Origin of the sequence: Bradyrhizobium sp. sBnM-33 (assembly GCF_032917945.1) — a bacterium.
Taxonomy (GTDB): Bacteria; Pseudomonadota; Alphaproteobacteria; order Rhizobiales; family Xanthobacteraceae; genus Bradyrhizobium.
The window spans coordinates 4,268,987-4,292,244 of record NZ_CP136624.1 but is presented as its reverse complement, the minus strand read 5'-3'; the positions used below and the strand labels follow the sequence as shown (position 1 = coordinate 4,292,244).

Below are 23,258 nucleotides of genomic sequence, written 5' to 3'. Positions count from 1 at the left end.
AAACCGGGAGCCTGCACATGCAAGCACCTCGGATCCATTTCATTGTCGTGTCACCAACCACTCGAAGCTCGATCCTGCTGATGAGATCCGATCGCCGCACCTCGGCAGCGCTCATGGCAACCATCGCCTTTCGCAACGTACCGACGTTCGATCCGAGCGATACGATTCCGCCGAGCACCATGACAATCGATCCGATGGCGGCGACCTGGCTGGAGCCGAACGGCCGAGCATCATAACGAGCGGCAATGCGACGCCGCAAGGTTCAATGCCAGAAATGGCGGCAGGTCAGGCCCCAGCCATCGCCTGTTCGATCGCCGACAGCGCCGCGTTGGCCTTGGCTCCATCGGGGCCGCCAGCCTGCGCCATGTCGGGCCGGCCGCCGCCGCCCTTTCCGCCGAGCGCTTCCGAGCCCTTGCGCACCAGTTCGACGGCGTTGAATCGCGCCGTCAGATCGGCGGTGACGCCGACGACGATGCCGGCCTTGCCGTCTTCGGTGACGCCGACGATCGCGACGACGCCGGAGCCGATCTGCTTCTTGCCGTCGTCGACCAGGCTCTTGAGATCCTTGGTCTCGACGCCCTCGACCGCGCGGGCCAGTAGCTTGACGCCGCCCGCTTCGCGCACGCCGCCGGCCGCCGCGCCGTTGCCCGCGCCGCCACCCATCGCGAGCTTCTTGCGCGCATCCGACAGATCGCGCTCGAGCTTCTTGCGCTCTTCCATCAGCGCTGCGATGCGCGCCGGCATGTCGTCGACGCTGGTGCGCAGCTCGAACGCCGCCGTCTTCGCAATCGCCATCGTATCATTGGCGTGCTTGCGCGCATGACGCCCGGTCAAGGCCTCGATGCGTCGTACGCCTGAGGCCACCGCACTTTCGCCGGTCACCGAGATCAGGCCGATATCGCCGGTGCGGCGCACATGGGTGCCGCCGCACAATTCGACCGACCAGCCGAGCGCGTTCTGGCCGTGCGCGCGGGCCTGCTTGCCCATCGAGACCACGCGGACCTCGTCGCCGTATTTCTCGCCGAACAGGGCGCGCGCGCCGGCTTCGCGGGCATCATCGACCGCCATCAGCCGCGTCGTCACCTCGTCGTTTTCGAGCACCACGTCGTTGGCGATGTCCTCGACGCGGGCGAGCTCTTCCGCCGTGATCGGTTTTGGATGCACGAAGTCGAAGCGCAAACGGTCGGGCGCTACCAGCGAGCCGCGCTGGGCGATATGGTCGCCGAGCACCTGGCGCAGCGCCTCGTGCAGCAGATGCGTCGCCGAGTGATGGGCGCGGATCGATGACCGGCGCGCATGATCGACCTCGAGCTGCAGCGCGGTGCCTACCTTCAGCGTGCCCTGCTCCACGGTGCCCAGATGCGCGAACAGATCGCCCGCCTTCTTCTGCGTGTCGGTAACGCGGAACTTGACGCCCTCGCCCGTCAGCAAGCCGGTGTCGCCGACCTGACCCCCGGACTCCGCATAAAACGGCGTCTGGTTCAAAACGATCGCGCCGCTCTCGCCCGTCTTCAGGCTGTCGGCATCCTTGCCGTCCTTGACCAGCGCCGTGACCACGCCCTCGGCGCTCTCCGTGTCGTAGCCAAGGAATTCGGTGGCGCCGAGCTTTTCGCGCAACGGGAACCAGATGGCCTCGCTGGCGGTATCGCCCGAGCCGGCCCACGACGCGCGCGCCTTTTCGCGCTGCCGCTCCATGGCGTCAGAGAACGCCGCCTGGTCGACGCTGATGCCGCGCGATTTCAGCGCGTCCTGCGTGAGATCCAGCGGAAAGCCGTAGGTGTCGTACAGCGTGAAGGCGGTGTCGCCGTCGAACATGTCGCCCTTCTTCAGGCCGGCGCTCTTCTCGTCGAGAATCGCTAGCCCGCGCTCCAGCGTCTTGCGGAAACGGGTCTCTTCCAGCCGCAGCGTTTCCTCGATCAGGTTTTCGGCGCGCACCAGATCCGGATAGGCCTGACCCATCTCGCGCACGAGGGCCCAGACCAGACGATGCATCAGCGGCTCGCGCGCGCCGAGGAGCTGCGCGTGGCGCATCGCACGGCGCATGATCCGGCGCAGCACATAGCCGCGGCCTTCGTTCGACGGCAGCACGCCGTCGGCAACGAGGAAGGCTGAAGAGCGCAGGTGGTCCGCGATGACCCGGAACGACCCAACGTTCTTTTCCTCCGGCCCATGCCCGAGGGCCGAAGCGGCGGCATCGATCAGATGACGGAAAAGATCGGTCTCGAAGACGCTGTCGACGCCCTGCAGGATGCAGGCCATGCGCTCCAGCCCCATGCCGGTGTCGATCGACGGGCGCGGCAGCGCGACGCGCTCGTCCTTCGTCACCTGCTCGAACTGCATGAAGACCAGGTTCCAGAATTCAAGGAAGCGATCGCCGTCCTCTTCCGGGCTGCCCGGAGGCCCGCCCCAAATATGCTCGCCGCGGTCGATGAATATCTCGGAGCACGGACCGCACGGGCCGGTGTCTCCCATCGCCCAGAAATTGTCCGAGGTGGCGATCCGGATGATGCGGTCGTCCGAGAAGCCGGCGATGTTCTTCCAGTGGCGCGCCGCCTCCTCGTCGTCGTGGTAGACGGTAACGAGCAGCTTGTCCTTCTTCAGCGCGAATTCCTTTGTGATCAGGTTCCAGGCGAGCTCGATCGCACGCTCCTTGAAATAGTCGCCGAACGAGAAATTGCCGAGCATCTCAAAGAAGGTGAGATGCCGCGCGGTGTAGCCGACATTGTCGAGGTCGTTGTGCTTGCCGCCGGCGCGCACGCATTTCTGCGAGGTGGTGGCGCGCTGGTAAGGGCGCTTCTCGACGCCGGTGAAGACGTTCTTGAACTGCACCATGCCGGCATTGGTGAACATCAGCGTCGGGTCGTTACGCGGCACGAGCGGCGAGGACGGCACGATCTCGTGGCCGTTCTCGGCAAAGAAGTCCAAAAATTTCGACCTGATCTCGTTAACGCCGCTCATGTCCATTCCAATCGGAAATATGGCCGGGTTGGGCTGCAAATAGCCCAATCTTCCGGCCGAACGCTTTTAGACAAGGGCCGTCGCGGTGTCCAGAAACTGTGCAGGCGGATCATAGGCTTGCCGCAGCACACAAGATGGCGCGCAAGTCCCGTTGATAATGCTGCGGCTGCGTTGACAGGCTTGGCAGGGCTGTGTTTCCCTCCTATCTGTAAGACGTCACGTCGGGAGAGATCGGCTTAAGCGCCGGCGCCGAAGGAGCAACCGCCCCGGAAACTCTCAGGCAAACGGACCGCGTGATGAAATAGCATCTGGAAAGAGACGCCGGGCAAACATGTGCCCAGGGCGTCCGCCGACGGGATAATACTCTCAGGCACAGCGACAGATGGGGCTTTCTTTGGGTTGTTCGGGGGCTGGTCCCCGGAACCCGCTGAGGGCCTTAACGATGCTGGCACGCGATGAAGCTCCCCTAAAACGCACCCCGTTGCACGCGCTTCACGTCGGGCGGGGCGGCAAAATGGTTCCCTTCGCGGGCTATGAGATGCCGGTGCAATTTCCGGCCGGCGTGCTCAGGGAACATCTGCATACACGAAGCGCCGCCGGCCTGTTCGACGTCTCCCATATGGGCCAACTCACGCTGCGGGCGAAATCCGGCAAAGTGGAGGACGCGGCACTGGCGCTGGAGCGGCTGTTGCCGCAGGACATCCTGGCGGTTGCGCCGGGACGGCAGCGCTACGCGCAGTTCACCAATGAAGACGGCGGCATTCTCGACGATCTGATGGTGGCGAATTTCGGCGACCACCTGTTTCTGGTCGTCAACGCCGCCTGCAAGGCCGAGGACGAAGCGCATCTGCGCGCGCATCTCTCGGATACCTGCATCATCGATTCGCTGACGGACCGCGCGCTGATCGCGCTGCAGGGGCCGAAGGCGGAGTCGGTACTGGCGAAGCTCGGCGCCGACGTCGCCACCATGCGGTTCATGGATAGCGGCCCGCGCCAGGTCGCCGGCCTTGACTGCTTCGTCTCCCGCTCGGGCTATACCGGCGAGGACGGCTTTGAGATCTCGGTACCGGCCGAACAGGCCGAGGCGCTGGTGACGGCGCTGCTCGATAACACCGATGTGCAGCCGATCGGACTTGGCGCGCGCGACAGCCTGCGGCTGGAAGCCGGGCTCTGCCTCTATGGCCACGACATCGACACCACGACGACGCCGGTCGAGGGCGCGCTGGAATGGTCTGTGCAGAAAAGCCGCCGCAGCGGCGGCGCCCGCGCCGGCGGCTTTCCGGGCGCAGAAAAAATCCTCTCACAGTTTGAAAAAGGCGCATCGCGCCGCCGCGTCGGCTTGCGCGCGCAAGGCCGCGCGCCGGTGCGCGAAGGCGCGCTGCTGTTTGCCGATACTGCTTCGAACGATCCCATCGGCAATGTCACCTCGGGCGGTTTTGGCCCGAGCCTCAATGCGCCGGTGGCTATGGGGTATCTGCCGACCGCACTCGCCGCAAACGGCACGCAGGTCTTTGCCGAAGTGCGCGGCCAGCGCCTGCCGCTGCAGGTCGCAGCCATGCCCTTCGTTCCCAACACTTACAAGCGCTGAACCTGCAAACGCTGAAGGAAGTTTTCATGACGACGCTGTTCACATCCGACCACGAATGGCTCCGCATCGAGGGCGATGTCGCCACCATCGGGGTCACTGATTACGCGCAGTCGCAGCTCGGCGACGTCGTGTTCGTCGAACTGCCGAAAGTCGGCCGCGCCCTGAAGAAGGCCGAAGCCGCCGCGGTGGTCGAATCGGTGAAGGCCGCCTCCGACGTCTACGCGCCGATCTCTGGCGAAGTGATCGAGGTCAACGAAGCGCTCGCCGCCGAGCCCGCGCTGGTCAATTCCGACGCCGGCGGCAAGGCGTGGTTCTTCAAGCTGAAGATCGCGGACAAAAGCGAACTCGGCGGCCTGATGGATGAGGCCGCGTACAAGGCACACACGGCGTGAGGATGATGAGGCAACCGGCAACCTCATACTCGCTGTCATCGTCCGCGGAGGCGGACGATCCAGTACGCCGGGAAGTCTCGGTTCAATCGCTGACGTCACGGCGTACTGGATACCCCGCCTTCGCGGGGTATGACGCCGGGGGCGGGCATGACGATCAACAAGGGAAATTGCGATGAACGCGCCGCTCAACACCACCGCCGCAGCCGCCACCGATTTCGTTCGCCGGCATATCGGCCCCTCGCCGCGCGACATCAGCGCGATGCTGGAGAGCGTCGGCGCGAAAAGCCTCGGCCAATTGATGAGCCAGACGCTGCCGTCGACGATCCGGCAGAAGGCGCCGCTGGATGTCGGCCCCGCGTTGAGCGAAATCGAGGCGCTTTCGCATATGCGCGAGCTCGCCGCGCAGAACCAGGTGTTCACCTCGCTGATCGGCCAAGGCTATTCCGGCACCATTCTGCCCACGGTGATCCAGCGCAACATTCTGGAGAACCCGGCCTGGTACACCGCCTATACGCCTTATCAGCCGGAGATCAGCCAGGGGCGGCTGGAAGCGCTGTTCAACTTCCAGACCATGATCTGCGACCTCACCGGGCTCGATGTGGCCAACGCCTCGCTGCTCGATGAAGGCACCGCCGCAGCGGAGGCGATGGCGCTGGCCGAGCGCGCCTCGCAGGTGAAAACAAAATCGTTCTTCGTCGATGCGGAAGTGCATCCGCAAACGCTCGCCGTGCTGCGCACCCGTGCCGAGCCGCTGGGCTGGAATCTCGTCCTCGGCGATCCCCTCGCCGATCTCGAAGGCGCCGATGTGTTCGGCGGTCTGCTGCAATATCCGGGAACGACGGGCGCGGTGCGCGACCTCCGGCCGGCGATTGCTTCGCTGCGCGCCAAGGGCGCGCTCGCCGTCGTCGCGGCCGATCTGCTGGCGCTGACGCTGATCGCCTCGCCCGGCGAACTTGGCGCCGACATCGCCATCGGCTCGGCGCAGCGGTTCGGCGTGCCGATGGGCTATGGCGGCCCGCACGCGGCTTATATGTCGGTGCGCGACGCGCTAAAGCGCTCGCTGCCCGGCCGCATCGTCGGACTGTCGGTGGATTCGCGGGGGCAGCCGGCCTATCGGCTGGCGCTGCAGACCCGCGAGCAGCACATCCGCCGTGAAAAGGCCACCTCCAACATCTGCACCGCGCAGGTGCTGCTGGCGGTGATCGCCTCGATGTACGCGGTCTATCACGGCCCGGAAGGCTTGACGCATATCGCCCGCACCATGCACCGCCGCGCCGCGGTGCTGGCGGCGGGACTGACCAAACTCGGCTATGCACCGGCGTCGCCGGCGTTCTTCGATACGATCACGGTTGCCGCGGGCGCGAAGCAGAGCGAGATCGTCGCGCGCGCGCTCGTCGAGAAGATCAACCTTCGCATCGGTGACGGCACATTCGGCATCGCCGTGGATGAAACGACAACGGCCGCGACAGTGGAAGCGGTGTGGCGCGCCTTCGGCGGCAAGCTGTCTTATGCAGATGTCGAGTTGGGCGCGCGCGAAACGTTGCCCGCCGAACTGAAGCGCGACAGCGCCTTTCTCGTCCATCCCGTGTTCCACACGCATCGCTCCGAGACCGAGCTGCTGCGCTATATGCGTAAGCTCAGTGATCGCGACCTCGCGCTCGACCGCGCCATGATCCCGCTCGGCTCCTGCACCATGAAGCTGAACGCGACCACGGAAATGATCCCGCTGACCTGGCCCGAGTTCGGCTCGCTCCATCCGTTCGCCCCGCGCGAACAGGCGGCCGGCTATCACGCGCTGTTTGCGCGGCTGGAAAAATGGCTATGTGACATCACCGGCTATGACGCGGTCTCGCTGCAGCCGAATTCCGGCGCGCAGGGCGAGTATGCCGGGCTGCTCGCGATCCGCGCCTATCATGCCGCGCGCGGCGAGCCGCACCGCAAGGTGTGCCTGATCCCCTCCTCCGCGCACGGCACCAATCCGGCGTCTGCCAGCATGGTCGGCATGGAGGTAGTTGTGACGGCCTGCGACGCGCGCGGCGACGTCGACGTCGACGATCTCCGCGCCAAGGCGGAGAAGCATTCCAAAAATCTCGCCGCCGTGATGATCACCTATCCCTCGACACATGGCGTGTTCGAGGAGCACATCACGGAGATCTGCGACATCGTGCACAGCCATGGCGGCCAGGTCTATCTTGACGGCGCCAACATGAATGCGCAGGTCGGCCTCTCGCGCCCCGGCGACTACGGCGCCGACGTCTCGCATCTCAACCTGCACAAGACGTTCTGCATCCCGCATGGCGGCGGCGGCCCGGGCATGGGCCCAATCGGCGTGAAGGCGCATCTCGCGCCCTATCTGCCGAGTCATCCTTCAAATTGCGATCCCACGACCGACGGCGCCGTGCCGCATCCCGTCGGGCCGGTATCGGCGGCGCCGTTCGGCTCGGCATCGATCCTGACCATCTCCTACATCTACATCCTGATGATGGGTGGCGAAGGCCTGACGCGCGCCACCGAAATGGCGATCCTCAACGCCAATTACATTGCGAGCCGCCTCGATCCGCATTTCCCAGTGCTTTACAAGAACGCCAAGGGTCGCGTCGCGCATGAATGCATCGTCGATCCGCGCCCGCTGAAGGCGACAAGCGGCGTCACCGTCGACGACATCGCAAAGCGCCTGATCGACTACAGCTTCCACGCGCCGACCATGAGTTTTCCGGTGCCGGGCACGCTGATGATCGAGCCGACGGAATCGGAATCGAAGGCGGAGCTGGACCGATTCTGCGACGCCATGATCGCGATCCGAAGCGAAATCACGGAGATCGAGATCGGCCGCTGGAAGGTCGAAGCCTCGCCCTTGCGCCACGCCCCGCACACCGTGCATGACATTGTCGATGATGCGTGGAACCGCGCCTATAGCCGCGCCACGGGTTGTTTCCCCGATGGCGTCTCGCGCACGGACAAATATTGGAGCCCGGTGGGACGGGTCGACAATGTCTATGGCGACCGCAATCTGGTGTGCTCGTGCCCACCGGTGAGTGACTACGCGCAGGCGGCGGAGTGATGCTCTTGTAGGATGGGTAGAGCGATAGCGAAACCCATCATAGCGCCGCATCTGTGGTGAGAGACGCGATGGGTTTCGCTGCGCTCTACCCCATCCTACGGTCTACGGTCGTGCCGCTACGGCGCAACAAGCACCGGATCCCAACGCCACAAATTATCGTTGGTCAGGTGCGTGCCACCCCACCAGCGGTCGATCGGGTTATGCCGGCTGAAATCTTCGGTGCCGGCCAAAATTGCCTTGCCGAGCGCGGTGAGCGATAGCCGGCTTTCCCTATATCGCGCGAAACGCTCATGCTCGTCGTGCATCTCGAGAGTGAATGGCCATTCGGCGAGGCCCGACACAGCCGGGATCGGTGCCAGCGCAAGTCTCTCCAGCAGCAAACCGGCTTCCCAGTAACCGAACACGCGTCGCTGAAAGCGCTGCCTGTGATGGGGAAAGACGTCAAAGGGATGCCCGTAGCCGGCCGAGATCAATTCCAGCATCCGCAGTTCGGAGGCGCCGAGCCCGGTTGCGCGTCCTGGAAGCTCTTCGAGCATTTCCAGAACACACCGCCTGAGCTGCGGCAAGATGCTGAGGTCCCTGCTCAGCAGATCGAACCACGGTTCTGGCGTGAGTGAACGGTAGGCCTGCCAGGCAAGGCTTGCGACTTCAAGATGACCGTCGGTTATCTCCACGCCCGGGAAATTCAATTCGGCAAGACGCGCCGGTTCTATTTCGTTAAGGGAGGCATCCACATGTCGCAGAATGATATCCAAGCTTTTGGCCTGCGGGCCGAGATAGTCCATCAGCCAGATCAGTATCAGTTGGGCATTGGGCGGGGCTTCCATCCAGAGCTCGACGGCCTCAAAACGTTCGCAAGCCTCGATCAATCCGAGGTCGTTGATTCCGAATTTCTGCAGGCGCGGCGGCGGCACGGAATCGAGCCAGTGCGAGCCCGCCTCTTGCGTTGTCCTCGTCGCCAAGAACGCCGCACGCTCCGCATCGGAACGCGGCGGCCCCCAGACCAGCCGAGGCTCGATGGCAATCGCGAGGTCAGCATGACCTGCCGACACCACGCCGCCCGCGCTGGAGGAATCTGCTGTCAGGATCAGGCGCGTCATGGCACGCCAGCCCGCGCGCGTCCGGGCTTCACCAGCGCCGGATTCCAGCGCCAGAGATTGTCGTTGGTCAAATGCGTGCCGCCCCACCAGCGGTCGATCGGATTGTGCCGACTGAAGTCTTCCTTATGGGCGAGAACAGCCTCGCCGAATTCGGTGATCGACAGCTCGCTTCGCAGATAAGCCGTGTGCCGGTCCCGCAAATTTTCACGGTCGAGCGTGCGCAGTTCCTCGTCGAGGCCTGCCACGGCCGGTCGCGGGCCATGCGCAAGCCCGTCCAGCAGATAGCCGCATTCCCACTCGCCGAAGATGCGCGTTTGCCGCAGTTGGTAGAGATGGAAGAGCGCATTCGTGAGCGAGTATCCCCGAGCAATCAGCTCGAGCATCCGCGTTTCGGTGGCGCCAAGCCCTGTCGAACTTGACGGCAGTTCTTCAAGCAGATCGATCAAAACGGGCTTGAGAAGCGGAAGCGCGCTCAAGTCCTTGTAGAGCAGATCGAAGCAGGCCTCCGGCGTCGGCGCGCGATAGGCCTGCCAGGCCGCGCTCGCCGTCGCCAATTCCTTTTCCGTGATGTCAACGGCCGGCGGCTGCCACCTGCCGAGCCGTTCAAGCTCAATCATCGCGAGGTCAACCAGACGAAACTTCAACTTCGCGACAGTCTCCGGATAAGATCGGAAATAATCGAGCAGCCAGATCAGTTGCAACTGCGCATTGGGTTGCGTGTCGAACCATAGTTCGACCGTCTCATAGTGCTGACAGAATTCAGCCAGACTGAGATCCCTGCGACTTCTGTTTTTGGTTTTGTTCCACCCGGTGGCAAAGTCCGACCAGTGATGCCCGGGTTTCAGATCTGACGTGCCCGGGCCAAGATAGGCTGCGAGTTCGTCCGGCGAAGGCAACGGTCCCCAGCCGAAGCGAAAGAAGAAAGTAAGCGCGAGATCGGCGAATTCCGACTTGGTGAATTCCGGGATCAGCCAGCCGGTCAGGATCAGAGGCTTCATCACACTCACCCACACCACCAAACAAAACGGGCGCTGAGAACGTCGGCAACTCAACGTCCGCAGCGCCCGTCCGTCACTTCAGGCCTTAACCCCTGAAGCATTTCCAAAGCTTATTCGTCTGCCGGCTCCTCGCCCTCGGCGTCGCGCTCGGCGGGACCGGCCAGAATCTGCTCGGCGATCAGGCCGGAGTTCTGGCGAATCGCCATCTCGATCTTGGCAGTCATGTCAGGGTTGGCCTTGAGGAAGGCTTTTGCGTTCTCGCGTCCCTGGCCGAGCCGCTGGCTGTCATAGGAAAACCAGGCGCCGGATTTTTCGACGATGCCGGCCTTGACGCCGAGATCGAGGATCTCGCCCATCTTGGAGACGCCCTCGCCATACATGATGTCGAACTCGACCTGCTTGAAGGGCGGCGCCAGCTTGTTCTTCACCACCTTGACGCGGGTGGTGTTGCCGACGACTTCGTCGCGCTCCTTGATCGCGCCGATGCGGCGAATGTCGAGGCGGACGGAGGCGTAAAATTTCAGCGCGTTGCCGCCGGTGGTGGTTTCAGGCGAGCCGTACATCACGCCGATCTTCATGCGGATCTGGTTGATGAAGATCACCATGGTGTTGGACTTGTTGATCGAGGCGGTGAGCTTGCGCAGCGCCTGGCTCATCAGCCGCGCCTGCAGACCGGGCAGCGCATCGCCCATCTCGCCCTCGAGTTCGGCCTTCGGCACCAGGGCCGCCACCGAATCGACCACCAGCACGTCGATCGCGCCGGAGCGCACCAGCGTGTCGCAGATTTCCAAGGCCTGCTCGCCGGTATCGGGCTGCGAGATCAGGAGCTCGTCGATGTTGACGCCGAGCTTGCGCGCATAGACCGGGTCAAGCGCATGTTCGGCGTCGATGAAGGCGCAGATGCCGCCCTTCTTCTGCCCTTCCGCCACCGTGTGCAGCGCCAGCGTGGTCTTGCCGGAGGATTCCGGCCCGTAGATTTCGACCACCCGCCCCTTCGGCAGCCCGCCGACACCAAGCGCAATGTCGAGCCCGAGCGAGCCCGACGACACCGTCTCGACATCCATCGAGCGATCGTTCTTGCCCAGCTTCATCACCGAGCCCTTGCCGAACTGGCGCTCGATCTGGGAGAGCGCGGCGGACAGGGCCTTGGTCTTATCCATGGAGGATCCTTCAACGATACGCAGGGCAGTAGCGGACATAATACGTGCTCCTTATGGCGGGGATTCGCGAGCGGGAAAACGGCGGTGAGCGGCTTTTAGGATTCGATTTCGTCTAGGAATCCATGTACCATCTTTGTTCTATGTTCGCAATATGTTCTTTTCGCCGGATTCATTTCCGAGTCCTTCGCCCGCACAAAAAATAAAAAGAGGGCCGCCTCTCGGCGGCCCTCTGCCGGTACAAATTGGTTCGGAATGAAAAGCAGCCCCGGCGACATTAAGCATAGAGTCATCCACACGCATTTTTGGAGTCCGTAACACCACGGTGTTTCGGTACCGGAACTAGAATCCCAGCTCCCGGCGTGTCCTGACGAAGATGGCCCCGCTCCTCACCTTCCGCTGCCCGGAGGTGACCCGGCGCGGGGCTGGCGCCTTCGGCCCCCAAGTCCGAATGCACGATCCGCGGTGAGCGCACCGACTTAAGTATAGTTTTGCACTTTCCCCGGAACGGATTTCGCCGCAGTGCGTAATCGCAGCGGGTGCGACGGGTAGTGGTGACAGGTAGTAAACGGGGAACCAGTATTGTGCCGGGCAAGAAATACCTCGCGGAACAAGCGGCAACCTTTCTCAAATTTGCAATGGCCACCACGGATCCGGAAGTTGCCGCGGGCTTTCTCGACAAGGCCGCCGACCTTCGGGCCAGAAGTGAAGAGGCGCCCGACGCCAGCCCCCGGGCGCCTGATGTAGAGCAGCCGGAAAGCTAGCTCTCGCGATGAGGCCGCCGAACCGGCGGCCTCATCGTTATCCGATCTGTAATCGGGAGGTGGTGACGTCACCTACAATTTTAGGCGTGCTCGGTTCGATCTGAACTGTCCATCAAGGCGCCGCACGCTATGCCCAGCGGCATGCACGTGACCGCCCCCGTGACCACCCTTGCCTACGAACCCATCCTGCCGACGCTTCAACACCATGGCGCACATCTCCTCACATGGCTGTTGAACCTCAGCCGCACGCCGGAGCCGTCAAGGCTGCCGCAGCCCGTCCGGCCGGACGCGCCGTCGAGAACCCATATTCCGCCGCGGCAGCCTTATCCATCGCGGCAGGAATAGGAAGCCGGCACCCCGGACATCCCGGATGGCCGTCCAAGCGGGCAGATACTCCCCCCGCGCGCCCCGTTCGGCGTGCTCATCGCCCAGCAAATTTGTCTCGGGCGCGTTGAACCTTTTTCCTATCGCCCCCGACAACATTCTTGCCTGGGATATTGCATCACTCGGGGAATAGGCCTGCGCCGCCAAGCGACCATACTCCGCTTGCGCGGCGCAGTGCTTTTTGTGCGCCGCGGAAATTGGGTCGGCAAGGGAATTCGGTCACGCCCATGGGGTTGAAACTCGATGGGAGGGAGCGGATTCGGCCGTGCGCGTCGCGGCAAAGGCATTGTCAGCGGCTGTAACAATTCCAATTTTAAATGAGAGGTCCGGTTCGAAGCGGTCGAGAGCCGCAGCGGAATTTCCATATGATCCACAAGGGCGTCGAATACACCGTGACGGCGGTCGCTCCGGGCATCTGGAAATGGCAATTCCGTATCGGGGACAGGGTCGTCACGGGCAAGACCGAAGCCAAGCTCAATCTGCTTGCTATCCGGCGGGTCCAGCTTCGGATTGATCGGGAGCTGAAAAAAGCCAAACGGGAGTAACCAGCTCGGCGGCGGCTTCCGCGGGCCTTCCACCCGAGAAATTTCTCCGCAAATCATCAGCTTAGAGCTGAGCGATAACCCGGTTTACATGCCCGATAACGTGCTTGGGCCCGTAAAAACCCGGAGTTGATTTTCCGATACGCGAGGAATTCACTCGCCGGAGGATGGGGATCTCGGGGCCAACGGCGGCCCCTTTTGCATTTGGTCAGCTTGCCATGCCGATCTTTTTCTTCAGCGTTCGACATGGCGAGGACGCATGCGTCAGCACTGACGGTGCGGAATTTGCCGATCACAACGCCGCGTGGAAGGAAATGACCGGGGTCTGCGGTGACATGATCGCGGAGGTTTCCCGGAAGCTGGCTGAAAACGCCGAATGGCAGATGGAATTGCTGGATGAATCCAAAAAGCCGATATTCCGGATTCGCCTGATGGCCGAGACGCTGCAGGATACCGATTAAACGAAAGGCAGATTAGTCAGGCATGAGCCTTCCGGGAAGCGGTATCGGATTCACTTGGCGGCGCGACGCCGTTGCGCAGCTCACGGGCGGAGACGAAGCGGACGCCGACCAATTCGCCCCTGCGCCAGATCAGCGTGCATACCCGCCGCACCTCACCGCCTGCGGTGAGAGAAAGGCCGAACACCCTGGGAACCGCGAGGTCGCCCACATCCAGGCAGGCGCCGTTCTCGGAAATGTCGAGGATGTAGCACTCGATCCATGGCGCATCCGGCGCCGGAATCAGGAATCCCGGCTTGCGCAAGTCGACCCGAACGAATTTGCGGGCACCAAGGTCTTTGCGGTCTCTCGCCATGATTTCTCCTGAGCGGGAAACGCTAGGCGGAATACCTGAATAGCGGGTTATCGGAATCCGGCAAAAATCGAGGAGTCGATGTTAATTCCGGCGCCAGGCGAGCTGCATCGCCTAATCGGCGCTGGCAAGCCGGCGCATGGTGAATTCGATGTCGCCACTGGGCAGCTCGCGCCAGCTTTCGACCGAGCTCATATAGGCGGCCTTGGGATAGCGGTTGAGGAAGTCGCGCGCCCTCGCCCTCGCTTCGTCGCGCGGCAGCGTGAAGGTCTCACGCAAAAAGCCGTCGTCCGGCTTGCGCCGTCCGGCCATCCGGCTCGCGAGATCGCGCGGACGAAAGACCATGTCGTAACTCCAGACACATGACGACAGGTCTAATATAGGGGTGGCGGCGAACAAATCCTACTCGCCGCTGTCGCTGACGTTACTGGCTGGCGCTGCCGGTCTTGCTCTTCTTGGCGGGCGCCGCGGCCTTGGGCGCCTCGGTACTGCGCACCGCGCCCCAAGGATCGGAAGAAGCCTTGGCATCGGGAATCTTCCTTAAAGAGTCCTTGTAGGCTTTTTCCCTGATCGCATCCTGCTCCTTTTCCTCCGGCGTCTTGGACTGGAATTCCGGCATCAGGTTGATGTTGGGGGTCGACATCTGCGCGTAGGCCGGCACCGTCAACAACACCACCATCGCGGCCGCGCTCAGCATTTTCATGACGCTCTCCTTTTACGTTTTGGCAAATCTACCACCCCCTCAACCGGGCCGCCAAGCACGGCGGCCCCAACCTTTGGTCGACGTAGCTCGGCGCGGGGCGCAGGCGTGCACTTGCAGGATTCGGCGATTGCGTCCAATCGCTCCGGATCGCGCCGTATTTGGGGCGCGGCGTCAGTGTTCCCTTCGCCGCAATGGCCACTACAATGCGCAGACAATAATATCAGGCAAGGAAACGGGCGTTCATGCAACAACAGCCACAAACAACGGAGTTCGGCATTGCTGAAGCCAGGCGGGTGCTTGGCGAGGTGTTTGCGCCATGGGTGATGGATCTCAATCTGTCGATCGAGCGCTTTGACTCTGCCCCGCCCGGCGATGCCGCTGACTGGCAACCGGGCGCGATCCTGCGCCTGCCGTTCTCGGAGCGGCTGTGCCGCAATGGGGGCACGGTCTCGGGCCAGGCGCTGATGGCATTCGCCGACACCGCGATGGTGATCGCCAATCTCGCCGCCAACCGCGGCTACCGCGCAATGACGACGGTCGACCAGACCACGCATTTCATGCGCGCGGTCTCTGCCTCCGACGTACTGGCCGACGCGCGCGTGGTCCGCCTCGGGCGCACCATGAGCTTCGGTCGCGTCACGCTGCTTTCCGCCGCCGACGCCAAGCCGGTGGCGATGGTCTCGAGCGCGTTCGCGATGATGTAGCGCCGTAGGGTGGCAAAGGCGCTCTTCCGCCGTGCCCACCATTCCAGCGTTCGGTGCAAATGATGGTGGGCACGCTTGCGCTTTGCCTACCCTACAAGCTGCGAGCTGATTTGCTGCGCGTACAAGCACAATCTCGTGCAGCGGCCTGCGACACGATGGCACGACGGGCAAATCACTCAAAACCTGTCCAGCCCTTCGCGCAAAAATATTCCGCTTAACTTGTCACGCAAATCATCTGCATAACTCCGCCCGTCTCACCCGATTGAGGGGCGGCTCGCGATCGTCACGAACGTGCGGTGAGATGCGATGGACGCTGAATGCGCAAGACGTAGGCGCAGGAAGCGTACGGCGAAGTCGTGTGGTCCTGATGTCGCGGTGCTGGCATTAAGTCCGAGAGAAGCGAAGCTTCCCTCGGGGGCGACGGTGGCAAGAAAGCCGTTCACCGGGGAGAGCACGAAGTAAGCCGTAAAGCCATTGCGCAGGGAAGGCCGGGATGCTCCCGCTGTACCTGTATGCTCGTGTGCGTGTTCTTTTGCGCACGTTGCACACGAGACCGCGGGTGCGGCGCGCACCCGGTCTTCCCTGCGCCCTCTGTTTGGAAGAGGGCGGGAAGTGAAAAGCAAACTCGGGCGCAATGCGCCGCGAGAAGGCCGCTTCATATTCCGTTGTCGTCACCCGCGAAGGCGGGTGACCCAGTATTCCAGAGACGCCAGTGATTAAACCGAGAAGCCGCGGCGTATTGGATCCCCGCCTTCGCGGGGATGACAGCCTGCGTAGGATGGGTAGAGCGAATGCAGCGAGCCGGACGCTGACAGCAGAGGGTGCGTGCACTCACGCTCGCCCCACCCTTCCCCGCCGCCAGCGCAACGCAATCACCGTCAGCAGCACAACCAACCCAACCGCAATCGCCCCGCTCATAAATCGCCCGCCGGGCCGGTCGATGGTGCGCGACCACAGCGAGGGCGCCTCACCCTGACGCGCCAGGCGGAACGCCACCACGCTGTCGCCGATCGTGGTGCCGGACTCGGAATGACCGCCGGCACCGATCGCGACATATTGCTCACCCTTCCACATGTACGTCATGGGATTGGCAACACCCGGCACCGGCAGCCGCCCCTGCCACAGCTCCTGTCCCGATCGCGCATCGAAGGCGCGCAAATATGCGTCCATCGCGCCGGTGAAGACGAGGCCGCCGGCGGTGATCGCGACGCCACTGAAGAGCGGCGTGCCGAACGGAAAGGCGATGCCGAGCGGCGCACGATCTTCCGTGGTGCCGACCCTGGATCGCCAGAGAATCTTCCCCGCCTTCAGATCGACCGCAACCATCTCGCCCCAGGGCGGCTTGTTGCACAACAGCCCCAGCTGCGACAGTGCGACGGCGCGCGTCATCGCAAACGGCGTGCCGTGTTGCCGTCCGAAGTCATGACCGGGCGCCGGGTTGAAGCCGTCGGCCACAGCGGCACGTGGAAGTAGTTTGATAATGTGAATCGCCCGCGTCGTATTGGCGTAAAGGATCTGGCTGACCGGATCGAACGCGGCGCCGCCCCAGTTCACGCCGCCGCCGGTCATTGGAAATACCACGGTGCCTTGCGTGGACGGCGGCGTGTAGAGGCCTTCATTGCGCGCCGACGCGACCTGCGCGCGGCAGGCCCCGCTGTCCCAGAACGGAATCAGGCCGAACAATTCGTCGGTCGAGATCTGTTGCGGCAGCAGCGCCGGGACGTGGGTCGGGAACGGCTGCGTCGGCGAGAGCTGCTCGCCTTCGGCGCCGCCCTGCGGCACCGCGCGTTCCTCCACCGGCCACACCGGCTCGCCGGTATCGCGGTCGAGCACGAACACAAAACCTTGTTTGGTGGGCTGGATCACGACATCGCGCTGGCCTTGGCCGGTATCGACACGCGCCAATGTCGGCTGCGCCGGCAGGTCGTAATCCCAGACATCGTGGTGCACGGTCTGAAACGACCACACCCGCTCGCCGGTCTCGGCGCGCAGCGCCACAACCGAATTGGCGTAGTCATTGTTGCCGGGCCGCTTGCCGCCCCAGAAATCCGGGCTCGGCGAGGACGTGGGCAAGAATACCAGGCCGCGCTCCTCGTCCACCGACATCGGCGCCCAGACATTGGCGTGGCCGGCAATCACGCCATCATGCACCAGCGGATCGAAGCTCCAGCGCGGTTGCCCGGTTCGCGCATCGAAAGCGCGCACCGTGCCCGGCGGTGCGTCGACACGGCGATTATCTGCAATTGCGGAGCCGACGATGACAGTGTCGCTGATAATGACGGGCGCCGACGTGATCTGGAATTCGCCGGGCCACTCCAATGGACCGAGTGCGAACTTGATCTCGCCATTGTTGCCGAAATCGGCGCAAGGGACGCCGGTCCTGGCGTCGAGCGCAATCACGCGCACGTCGTTGGTGCCCATGAATATCCGTGCACGGCAGGCGGCAGTCTCCGTGGCGCGCGCGTCGAGCCAATAGGCGACGCCACGGCAAGTGTAGCGGTTGGCCGGGCGTTGCGCGGTCGAGATACCAGGATCGTACCGCCACTTCGGCACGCCGCTGCCGGGATCGAGCGCGATGACCTCGTTGAAGGGCGAGCAGAAGATCAGGCTGTCCTCGACAAGCAGCGGCGTGGCCTGAAACTTGGTCCGCTTCATTGCCTCGACCGGCCTGCGATCGAGGTCGCCGGTGCGAAACTCCCAGGCGCGAACCAGACTGCCGACATTGTCGGGCGCGATCTGCTTCAGCGGCGAAAACCGCGATCCGCCGCGATCGCCGCCCCAATGCTCCCAGGCGGAAGCAGGAGGCGAATTGCGCGCACAGAAGATGGCGACGATCAAAGCGAACAGACAAACCGGATTTCGCATCCTGCCCCGCAAGCGCAACCCAACGCTTGCGGGATCGATTACCCTATCGGCACGTCAGTATCTACCCCGACTGCCGTGGTCGCCATAATTGCCGCCGCGTCCGCCGCCAAATCCGCCGAGACCGATCCCGATGCCGATGCTGACCGGTGGCGGCGGTGGCGGCTGCTCGTAGACCACGCGCGGCGGCGGACGGCGAACGACTACGACGTCCTCATCTACCTCACGCACGCGACGCGGCGGCTTGCGATCGACGCGCTTCGGCGGATCGGGCTCGACGCGCCGGGCCGGCGCGTTGACCTTGATCGGCTGCTGCTGCGGCGGCTGCACGTTGCAGGGGCACATCGGCGCGGCCAGCGCGACGTTTTGCGGCACGGCGGCGTTGGTGGCAGCGACCGCCGGCGTGAAGTCGGGGCGGTTGCGCAGCCGCTGTTCCAGCTTGCGCGCGGTCGCGGCCAGATCGCTGTCGGGGAATTTCGCCAAGAACGAGCGATATCCGGCCGCAGTGTTGATGAGCACGGCCTCGTTCCACGCCACCATGCGCCGGTGCCGAACCAGCCAGTCGCGCGCCAGCCGCCCGAGCGTCGTCTGCGGGTAAAGGCCGGCAAACGCCTCGTAGGCTTCGTCGGTACCGTCGGCCACGATCAACTCGTTCGCCGCCTCGACCGGCTTGCCCTTCAGATCGCGCGTCCACTCGGCCACCGTCTTCTTGGGCTGCGCGGCAGGCTTGGGTCCGGCGACCGAGGCGCCGGAAAAGCGGAAATCCTCGGTCAGCGAAGAGCTGTCCCACGGCGTCTGCCGCCCCTCAGTGACCTTGTTCACGGCGAGGCGCACGCGCTTGAAGGTCTCCTCGATTGGAATCCCCTGCTCTTTGCCGGCTGCGAGCAGCGCGGTCGTATACGGGCTGTTGGAGCCGGAGCCGTCTTCCGCGACCGCGCCGGGCGAAGTCGAGAACGACAGGAACGTGCCGGGCGAGCCGACCTTGGCGTCGACCAGCGCAAGGCCGCTGCCGGCGGTCTTGAGGTCGGGGAACGGATTGTTGCGGCAGGCATCGAGCATCAGGATGCGCATCCTGCTCGGCACCGATGTCAGCGTGTTCAGGATGTCGTTGAGGCGCACCGCCTGGATCGGAATGTCGGCTTCCCGCTTCGGATCGATGTCGACCGGGACCAGAAAATTCTCGCCGTCGATCTGCAGCCCATGGCCGGCGTAAAACACCAGGGCGACCGTATCGGCGCCCCTCGCAGCCACCTTGCCGGCGAAGTCGCTGACCGCCTCCCGCATTTGATTCTGCGAAAGATCGGCCGCGGTCGAAACCTCGAAGCCGGAATCGGTCAGCAATTGCGTGACCGCCTTGGCGTCATTGGCTGGATTGGGCAGCGCGGGCACCGAGCGATAGGCGGATTGGCCGATCACCAGTGCGAGGCGACTTTCGGCGGAGGCCGAATGCGTACCTAGAAGCAACGCGGCGGGAACGATCAACCCAAACAGCGCGTGACGGAGCATGATGCCACCTCCCGACAATACAGGCTGTGGATTGGTCATGCCCCCGCAGCCAAAGGTTCAAGCCGGCGGCGCCATGTGAGGCGTGACGATGGCCCGATTCAACGGCGATCTTGCCGCAGGCCCAAGTCCTCGGCAGTGATCTGCATCACAGTCTCGGAATCGTTATGTTGATTGCACCGCAATGCCCTGTCCGGAACGCGTCTTCGCGATACAAACAACCTCCGATGCGGCAGATCGTGGTACATATAGCGCTGGTGGCGGGCGCGGTGCGGCTTTGCCGACGTCCGCGCGCCGGTGCCGGAGTTCATGCGCGGCAAGGCGCCCGACCCGCCCGCGCTGGGAACGCCGCCGGACGTCAAGCTGCTGCTGCGGCAGAAACTGGATTCGGTGTTCCTGGCGGCCTCGCAGCCGACCCAGGTCCGCGTTTCCGAGCCGCGCCCGAATCTACGCGGCCCGGGCTGGACCGCCTGCGTCAAGGCCGAAGTCGTCTCGGTGACCGGCAAGCCGCTGGGTACGCAGACCTACCGGATCGAAATTTCCGACGGCGCGATCGCCGATCGCCAAAAGGTCGAAGCCGAGGATACCTGTGCGACGGAGAGCTACGAGCCGGTCTAACCCTACAGACACCGCGTCGTCGCCCGCACCGGACAGAGCTTCAGCGCGCTCGTCAGGGAGAACAGCACGCGTGCGCCGCGGGTGGGATTATCAGGCGCGCGATAGCTGAGTGGCGCGGCGGCGCCGATGTCGGCTTGCAGGCCTTCGGCGAGGAAGAAGCGAACGCCGCCGCCGGCCGAGGTCAGCGACAGCCCGTCGCTGAGCCGGTACCCGTGATTCCAGGCCACACCGCTGTCGACGAAGCCGTAGAGTTGGTAGCCGCTCAGATATTGCAGGTTCGTCTTCTGGTCGAAGCGCAGTTCGACCGTGCCTGCGAGACCGTTGTCGCCGCTGATCTCGGCGCTGCCATAGCCGCGCCCGAACGCGATGCCGCCGAGATAGAATTGCTGCGAGGTGAAGAGCGCGCCGGATGCCGCCTGGCCGGCAGCGGCGAGCTTCACCGACCATGCATCCGTCAGCGTCTGATAGCGCGTGAACCAAAAATTCAGCGCGGAGAATGTGCCGGACGCGCCGACGCGCGACAGATAATCGTCGTCCCGATGCGAGGCATCGAGAATGTCGAAGCCCTGGCGATAGTTCATCGTCAGATAATTGATGCCGCCGAAATGGTCCTGCAGGCGGTAGTCCGATGTGAGGCTCGCGGTGCGGATACGATCGGCATAGATCCGGCCGAACACGTCGTTTTCGGTGGCGTTGGTGAATCCTGCAGCCGCGGTCAGCGTCAGGCTGGACTTCTGCGATTGCACCGGAGCGATGCTGCCGCGAACTTCGAACGAATGGGTTTTGATGTTGTCGCTGTAGAGACGGCGGTAATCACCGGGCCAAACTTCGCTGTAATAGCCGGACGCGCCGATGCGGGCGCCGTCGGTGCCGACGGGCACTTCGTAGGACAGGCGACCAAACGCGAGCTGCCTCGGATCGCCGGGCGTGGTCGAGAGGTTGAACACCAGCGAGTCGCCGGGCGCGAGATAGGAATTGAACGCCGCCGTCCCATAGCTTTGCCACGGTCCGACGGACGACGATCCGAGATTGTCTATACCGAACGATGTGAAGACGTGCCAGGTTTTCACGGAGAGGATCAGGCGGAAATGGCCGGTTGTCGTCCCGATCTCATCGATCGCAGTGTCCACGATCCGCACGCCTGGGCGGCCGTTGATCAGCAGCAATTGCCGTTCCAGCGTTGCAAGCCGCGAGGGCCGTTCGGCCAGCACGGCATCGAGCATGGGCCGGACGCCGAATTCGTCGGCGCCGTCCTCCTTCAGCGTCAGCTCCGTGATGCTGCCTTCGACGACCTGAATGCGAAGCGCGCCGCTCTGGATATCCTGCGGCGGGATGATCGCCCGGCTGAGGTGAAATCCGGCGGCGCGATAGATCTCGCTGACCGCGCTGGCCATAGCCGCCAAATCCGCCTGCGACACCTTTTTCCCGATATAGGGTTGATACGCCGTCACCAGCCGGTCCTGCGGTATCGCAACGGCACCGCTGATCGAGACGCGCCGAAGCACGAACAGCGGCTTGGTGTCTCCCTGCCCCTCCGCGCCGGCGAATTGCGGCGACGGCAATCGGGGCCGCCCGTTCGCACCCTGGCTGGATTGTTGGTCCTCGAAACGCTTTTCGGTCTGCCGCGGATCGTAACCCGGCTGATGCGCTTGCTGCGCGCGTGCCGGAAAACAGGCAACAGAAATCCACAGCCCGAGGCCAACCATCACCACACGGGATAAAGCTGAACACGTCCGCTTCCGTAATTGTACGGATAAGGAACGAGAATCGTGGGTGGAACCGCTAGCCATATGATTTTTAATAGAAAATTATGGTCAACGAATGGTTAACGCGTCGCGCGGAGAACACGGCTTCCACTCACTCAATGTTGAAACATTTCCGATAGCGTCCGGGACAAAGCGGCAATCGGAGAGAGTTTCATGCGTGCGATCCCTCACGTCTCGAGAACACTCGCGGCGATGTTCTTCCTGGCGACGGCTTCCGCCGCTTACGCGGCCGATGACGGCGACTGGACCGTCAGCAAGTCCTCGGGCGAGGTCTGGCTCACCGGCAGCGGCGTGCAGCAGGCATCGATCAAACAGGAAGACGTGTTGAAGCCGGGCGATACGGTTCGCACCGGCCGCACCGGTCGCGTGCTGTTGAAGCGCGGCGAGGAAATGATCATGGTCGCACCGAATTCCGTGATCGGCGTCCCCGCCCAAAAGAAGGAAGGGCTGTCGACCACGATCGTGCAGCAGGCGGGGTCGATCCTGCTCGACGTCGAAAAACGCAACGTCAAGCATTTCGAGGTCGAAACGCCCTACCTCGCCGCCGTGGTGAAGGGCACGCAATTCCGCGTCACCGTGAATGCCGGCAAGACCACCGTCGACGTGATCCGCGGCCAGGTCGAAGTCGCCGATTTCAAGTCGGGTCAGATCGCGCAAGTCATGGCCGGGCAGCATGCGACGGCCTTCGCCAGCGGCAAGACCGGGCTATCGCTGGGCGGAGCTGGCGTGCTCGCCCCGATCGAGCACGGCAAGCCGCGCGCGCCTTCCATCGAGCGCGTGCCGGTGCCGCGCAATGGTCTCTCCGCGCCGCGTCATGCGGCCAACGGACAGAACAAGCATGCGAACGCCCATCCCGCCAAACATGGCGTCACCCGCATCTCCACGTCGATCGGCGAAGTTCGGGTGAACTTCCATCGCGTCACTAACGGTCTCGCCCATGGCACCTCGGCTTCGGCCGGCGCGGCGCGGGGCGCCTCCGAACGCAATACGGTCTGGAGCTCATCCACGCCCGGCACAGACATGGCGGCCGCCAACAATGGTCAAGGAGATAATGGCAACGGAGCCGCCGCGAGTGCCGCCGGTCGAGCAAATGCAAGCGCGGTAGCGGCTGTCGCCGGGGGTAACGCCAATGGCGGTAACGGCAACAGCGGCAATGGTAACAGCGGCAATGGTAACAGCGGCAATGGTAACGGCAATGGCAATGGCGGCAACGAAAATGCCGCCAACGGAAATGGCAACGGAGCTAACGGCAGCGGCCGTGGCAACAGCGGACACGGAAGAGGCCGCTAGCCGCAGAATCAACTTCAGGAGCCGGACAACCTCTCAACCCCGAACCACCAGAATGGTG

At 63.7% G+C, this 23,258-nt stretch carries 20 protein-coding genes and 1 riboswitch; of the genes, 10 read left to right on the top strand and 10 right to left on the bottom strand.

Features of this window, described 5'->3' with window-relative positions; all coding sequences use genetic code 11:
* The first annotated feature begins 17 nt into the window (after nucleotides 1-17).
* A complete protein-coding gene (locus RX328_RS19650; RefSeq protein ID WP_317258784.1) occupies nucleotides 18-236 on the top strand; it encodes a hypothetical protein in 219 nt (72 codons plus the stop codon).
* A gap of 49 nt (nucleotides 237-285) precedes the next feature.
* Here RX328_RS19650 and alaS read toward each other — a convergent pair whose 3' ends face one another.
* Entirely contained in the window at nucleotides 286-2,958 is a 2,673-nt protein-coding gene (alaS, locus tag RX328_RS19645; RefSeq protein ID WP_213246049.1) for an alanine--tRNA ligase, read from the bottom strand.
* Nucleotides 2,959-3,169: 211 nt separating this feature from the next.
* A riboswitch (glycine riboswitch) is annotated at nucleotides 3,170-3,260 on the top strand.
* Nucleotides 3,261-3,400: 140 nt separating this feature from the next.
* On the opposite strand from alaS, the gene gcvT reads away from it, so the two are divergent.
* The 3 genes from gcvT to gcvP all read left to right on the top strand — a co-directional run bounded on the left by gcvT (nucleotide 3,401) and on the right by gcvP (nucleotide 7,999).
* Entirely contained in the window at nucleotides 3,401-4,546 is a 1,146-nt protein-coding gene (gene gcvT / locus RX328_RS19640) for a glycine cleavage system aminomethyltransferase GcvT (RefSeq protein ID WP_213246051.1), read from the top strand.
* 26 nt (nucleotides 4,547-4,572) lie between these two features.
* Nucleotides 4,573-4,938 carry a glycine cleavage system protein GcvH gene (gene gcvH / locus RX328_RS19635; protein ID WP_065728594.1) on the top strand — a complete coding sequence of 122 codons (366 nt, stop codon included), beginning with the start codon at nucleotides 4,573-4,575 and terminating at the stop codon, nucleotides 4,936-4,938.
* Between the two features lie 172 nt (nucleotides 4,939-5,110).
* Nucleotides 5,111-7,999 (top strand): aminomethyl-transferring glycine dehydrogenase, encoded by a 2,889-nt coding sequence (gene gcvP, locus RX328_RS19630; protein WP_213246053.1) that lies wholly within the window; start codon nucleotides 5,111-5,113, stop codon nucleotides 7,997-7,999.
* Nucleotides 8,000-8,115: 116 nt separating this feature from the next.
* Here the strand turns inward: gcvP and RX328_RS19625 are convergent, their stop codons facing one another.
* The 3 genes from RX328_RS19625 to recA form a co-directional block, all read right to left on the bottom strand.
* Nucleotides 8,116-9,099, bottom strand: a complete 984-nt coding sequence (locus RX328_RS19625; protein WP_213246054.1) for a hypothetical protein — start codon at nucleotides 9,097-9,099, stop codon at nucleotides 8,116-8,118.
* Nucleotides 9,096-10,097 (bottom strand): hypothetical protein, encoded by a 1,002-nt coding sequence (locus tag RX328_RS19620; RefSeq protein WP_213246055.1) that lies wholly within the window; start codon nucleotides 10,095-10,097, stop codon nucleotides 9,096-9,098. Before RX328_RS19620 ends, RX328_RS19625 begins: the two co-directional genes overlap by 4 nt.
* A 110-nt stretch (nucleotides 10,098-10,207) precedes the next feature.
* The gene (gene recA / locus RX328_RS19615; protein ID WP_213246056.1) at nucleotides 10,208-11,296 is read right to left on the bottom strand and encodes a recombinase RecA; all 1,089 of its coding nucleotides are present in this window, start codon (nucleotides 11,294-11,296) and stop codon (nucleotides 10,208-10,210) included.
* Nucleotides 11,297-11,838: 542 nt separating this feature from the next.
* On the opposite strand from recA, the gene RX328_RS19610 reads away from it, so the two are divergent.
* The 3 genes from RX328_RS19610 (at nucleotide 11,839) to RX328_RS19600 (ending at nucleotide 13,405) form a co-directional block, all read left to right on the top strand.
* Nucleotides 11,839-12,018, top strand: coding sequence for a hypothetical protein (locus tag RX328_RS19610; RefSeq protein ID WP_249726021.1), 180 nt, complete (start codon nucleotides 11,839-11,841; stop codon nucleotides 12,016-12,018).
* 749 nt (nucleotides 12,019-12,767) lie between these two features.
* The gene (locus RX328_RS19605; RefSeq protein WP_213246058.1) at nucleotides 12,768-12,947 is read left to right on the top strand and encodes a hypothetical protein; all 180 of its coding nucleotides are present in this window, start codon (nucleotides 12,768-12,770) and stop codon (nucleotides 12,945-12,947) included.
* Nucleotides 12,948-13,111: 164 nt separating this feature from the next.
* Entirely contained in the window at nucleotides 13,112-13,405 is a 294-nt protein-coding gene (locus tag RX328_RS19600; RefSeq protein ID WP_312017923.1) for a DUF6894 family protein, read from the top strand.
* Between the two features lie 16 nt (nucleotides 13,406-13,421).
* Here RX328_RS19600 and RX328_RS19595 read toward each other — a convergent pair whose 3' ends face one another.
* The 3 genes from RX328_RS19595 to RX328_RS19585 form a co-directional block, all read right to left on the bottom strand.
* Nucleotides 13,422-13,757, bottom strand: a complete 336-nt coding sequence (locus tag RX328_RS19595) for a PilZ domain-containing protein (RefSeq protein ID WP_213246059.1) — start codon at nucleotides 13,755-13,757, stop codon at nucleotides 13,422-13,424.
* Between the two features lie 111 nt (nucleotides 13,758-13,868).
* Complete coding sequence (locus tag RX328_RS19590) at nucleotides 13,869-14,099, bottom strand: hypothetical protein (protein WP_213246061.1); 231 nt, start codon at nucleotides 14,097-14,099, stop codon at nucleotides 13,869-13,871.
* Nucleotides 14,100-14,178: 79 nt separating this feature from the next.
* On the bottom strand, nucleotides 14,179-14,457 hold the full coding sequence (locus RX328_RS19585) for a hypothetical protein (protein WP_213246063.1): 279 nt from the start codon (nucleotides 14,455-14,457) through the stop codon (nucleotides 14,179-14,181).
* A 242-nt stretch (nucleotides 14,458-14,699) separates the two neighbouring features.
* Between RX328_RS19585 and RX328_RS19580 the strand changes: the two genes are divergently transcribed.
* Nucleotides 14,700-15,161 (top strand): PaaI family thioesterase, encoded by a 462-nt coding sequence (locus RX328_RS19580; RefSeq protein WP_213246065.1) that lies wholly within the window; start codon nucleotides 14,700-14,702, stop codon nucleotides 15,159-15,161.
* A gap of 831 nt (nucleotides 15,162-15,992) precedes the next feature.
* On the opposite strand, the gene RX328_RS19575 is transcribed toward RX328_RS19580, so the two are convergent.
* Both RX328_RS19575 and RX328_RS19570 read right to left on the bottom strand, forming a co-directional pair.
* Entirely contained in the window at nucleotides 15,993-18,026 is a 2,034-nt protein-coding gene (locus tag RX328_RS19575) for a pyrroloquinoline quinone-dependent dehydrogenase (protein ID WP_213246067.1), read from the bottom strand.
* A 54-nt stretch (nucleotides 18,027-18,080) separates the two neighbouring features.
* Nucleotides 18,081-19,529, bottom strand: coding sequence for a caspase domain-containing protein (locus RX328_RS19570; protein ID WP_213246069.1), 1,449 nt, complete (start codon nucleotides 19,527-19,529; stop codon nucleotides 18,081-18,083).
* Between the two features lie 306 nt (nucleotides 19,530-19,835).
* Between RX328_RS19570 and RX328_RS19565 the strand changes: the two genes are divergently transcribed.
* Nucleotides 19,836-20,144, top strand: a complete 309-nt coding sequence (locus RX328_RS19565; protein ID WP_249725984.1) for a hypothetical protein — start codon at nucleotides 19,836-19,838, stop codon at nucleotides 20,142-20,144.
* Nucleotides 20,145-20,146: 2 nt separating this feature from the next.
* On the opposite strand, the gene RX328_RS19560 is transcribed toward RX328_RS19565, so the two are convergent.
* A complete protein-coding gene (locus RX328_RS19560; protein WP_249725985.1) occupies nucleotides 20,147-21,850 on the bottom strand; it encodes a ShlB/FhaC/HecB family hemolysin secretion/activation protein in 1,704 nt (567 codons plus the stop codon).
* A 213-nt stretch (nucleotides 21,851-22,063) separates the two neighbouring features.
* Here RX328_RS19560 and RX328_RS19555 point away from each other — a divergent pair, with 213 nt between their 5' ends.
* The gene (locus tag RX328_RS19555; RefSeq protein WP_213246073.1) at nucleotides 22,064-23,200 is read left to right on the top strand and encodes a FecR family protein; all 1,137 of its coding nucleotides are present in this window, start codon (nucleotides 22,064-22,066) and stop codon (nucleotides 23,198-23,200) included.
* Nucleotides 23,201-23,258 lie beyond the last annotated feature (58 nt).

Excerpts from the sequence above, each read along its gene's own strand:
- gcvP (WP_213246053.1), top strand. The coding sequence starts at position 5,111 with ATGAACGCGCCGCTCAACACCACCGCCGCAGCCGCCACCGATTTCGTT.
- RX328_RS19605 (WP_213246058.1), top strand. The coding sequence starts at position 12,768 with ATGATCCACAAGGGCGTCGAATACACCGTGACGGCGGTCGCTCCGGGC.
- alaS (WP_213246049.1), bottom strand. The coding sequence starts at position 2,958 with ATGAGCGGCGTTAACGAGATCAGGTCGAAATTTTTGGACTTCTTTGCC.
- RX328_RS19580 (WP_213246065.1), top strand. The coding sequence starts at position 14,700 with ATGCAACAACAGCCACAAACAACGGAGTTCGGCATTGCTGAAGCCAGG.
- gcvT (WP_213246051.1), top strand. The coding sequence starts at position 3,401 with ATGCTGGCACGCGATGAAGCTCCCCTAAAACGCACCCCGTTGCACGCG.
- RX328_RS19565 (WP_249725984.1), top strand. The coding sequence starts at position 19,836 with ATGCGCGGCAAGGCGCCCGACCCGCCCGCGCTGGGAACGCCGCCGGAC.
- RX328_RS19600 (WP_312017923.1), top strand. The coding sequence starts at position 13,112 with ATGGGGATCTCGGGGCCAACGGCGGCCCCTTTTGCATTTGGTCAGCTT.
- RX328_RS19555 (WP_213246073.1), top strand. The coding sequence starts at position 22,064 with ATGCGTGCGATCCCTCACGTCTCGAGAACACTCGCGGCGATGTTCTTC.
- RX328_RS19585 (WP_213246063.1), bottom strand. The coding sequence starts at position 14,457 with ATGAAAATGCTGAGCGCGGCCGCGATGGTGGTGTTGTTGACGGTGCCG.
- RX328_RS19560 (WP_249725985.1), bottom strand. The coding sequence starts at position 21,850 with ATGGTTGGCCTCGGGCTGTGGATTTCTGTTGCCTGTTTTCCGGCACGC.
- RX328_RS19570 (WP_213246069.1), bottom strand. The coding sequence starts at position 19,529 with ATGCTCCGTCACGCGCTGTTTGGGTTGATCGTTCCCGCCGCGTTGCTT.
- RX328_RS19620 (WP_213246055.1), bottom strand. The coding sequence starts at position 10,097 with ATGAAGCCTCTGATCCTGACCGGCTGGCTGATCCCGGAATTCACCAAG.
- RX328_RS19590 (WP_213246061.1), bottom strand. The coding sequence starts at position 14,099 with ATGGTCTTTCGTCCGCGCGATCTCGCGAGCCGGATGGCCGGACGGCGC.
- RX328_RS19650 (WP_317258784.1), top strand. The coding sequence starts at position 18 with ATGCAAGCACCTCGGATCCATTTCATTGTCGTGTCACCAACCACTCGA.
- recA (WP_213246056.1), bottom strand. The coding sequence starts at position 11,296 with ATGTCCGCTACTGCCCTGCGTATCGTTGAAGGATCCTCCATGGATAAG.
- RX328_RS19595 (WP_213246059.1), bottom strand. The coding sequence starts at position 13,757 with ATGGCGAGAGACCGCAAAGACCTTGGTGCCCGCAAATTCGTTCGGGTC.
- RX328_RS19575 (WP_213246067.1), bottom strand. The coding sequence starts at position 18,026 with ATGCGAAATCCGGTTTGTCTGTTCGCTTTGATCGTCGCCATCTTCTGT.
- RX328_RS19625 (WP_213246054.1), bottom strand. The coding sequence starts at position 9,099 with ATGACGCGCCTGATCCTGACAGCAGATTCCTCCAGCGCGGGCGGCGTG.
- gcvH (WP_065728594.1), top strand. The coding sequence starts at position 4,573 with ATGACGACGCTGTTCACATCCGACCACGAATGGCTCCGCATCGAGGGC.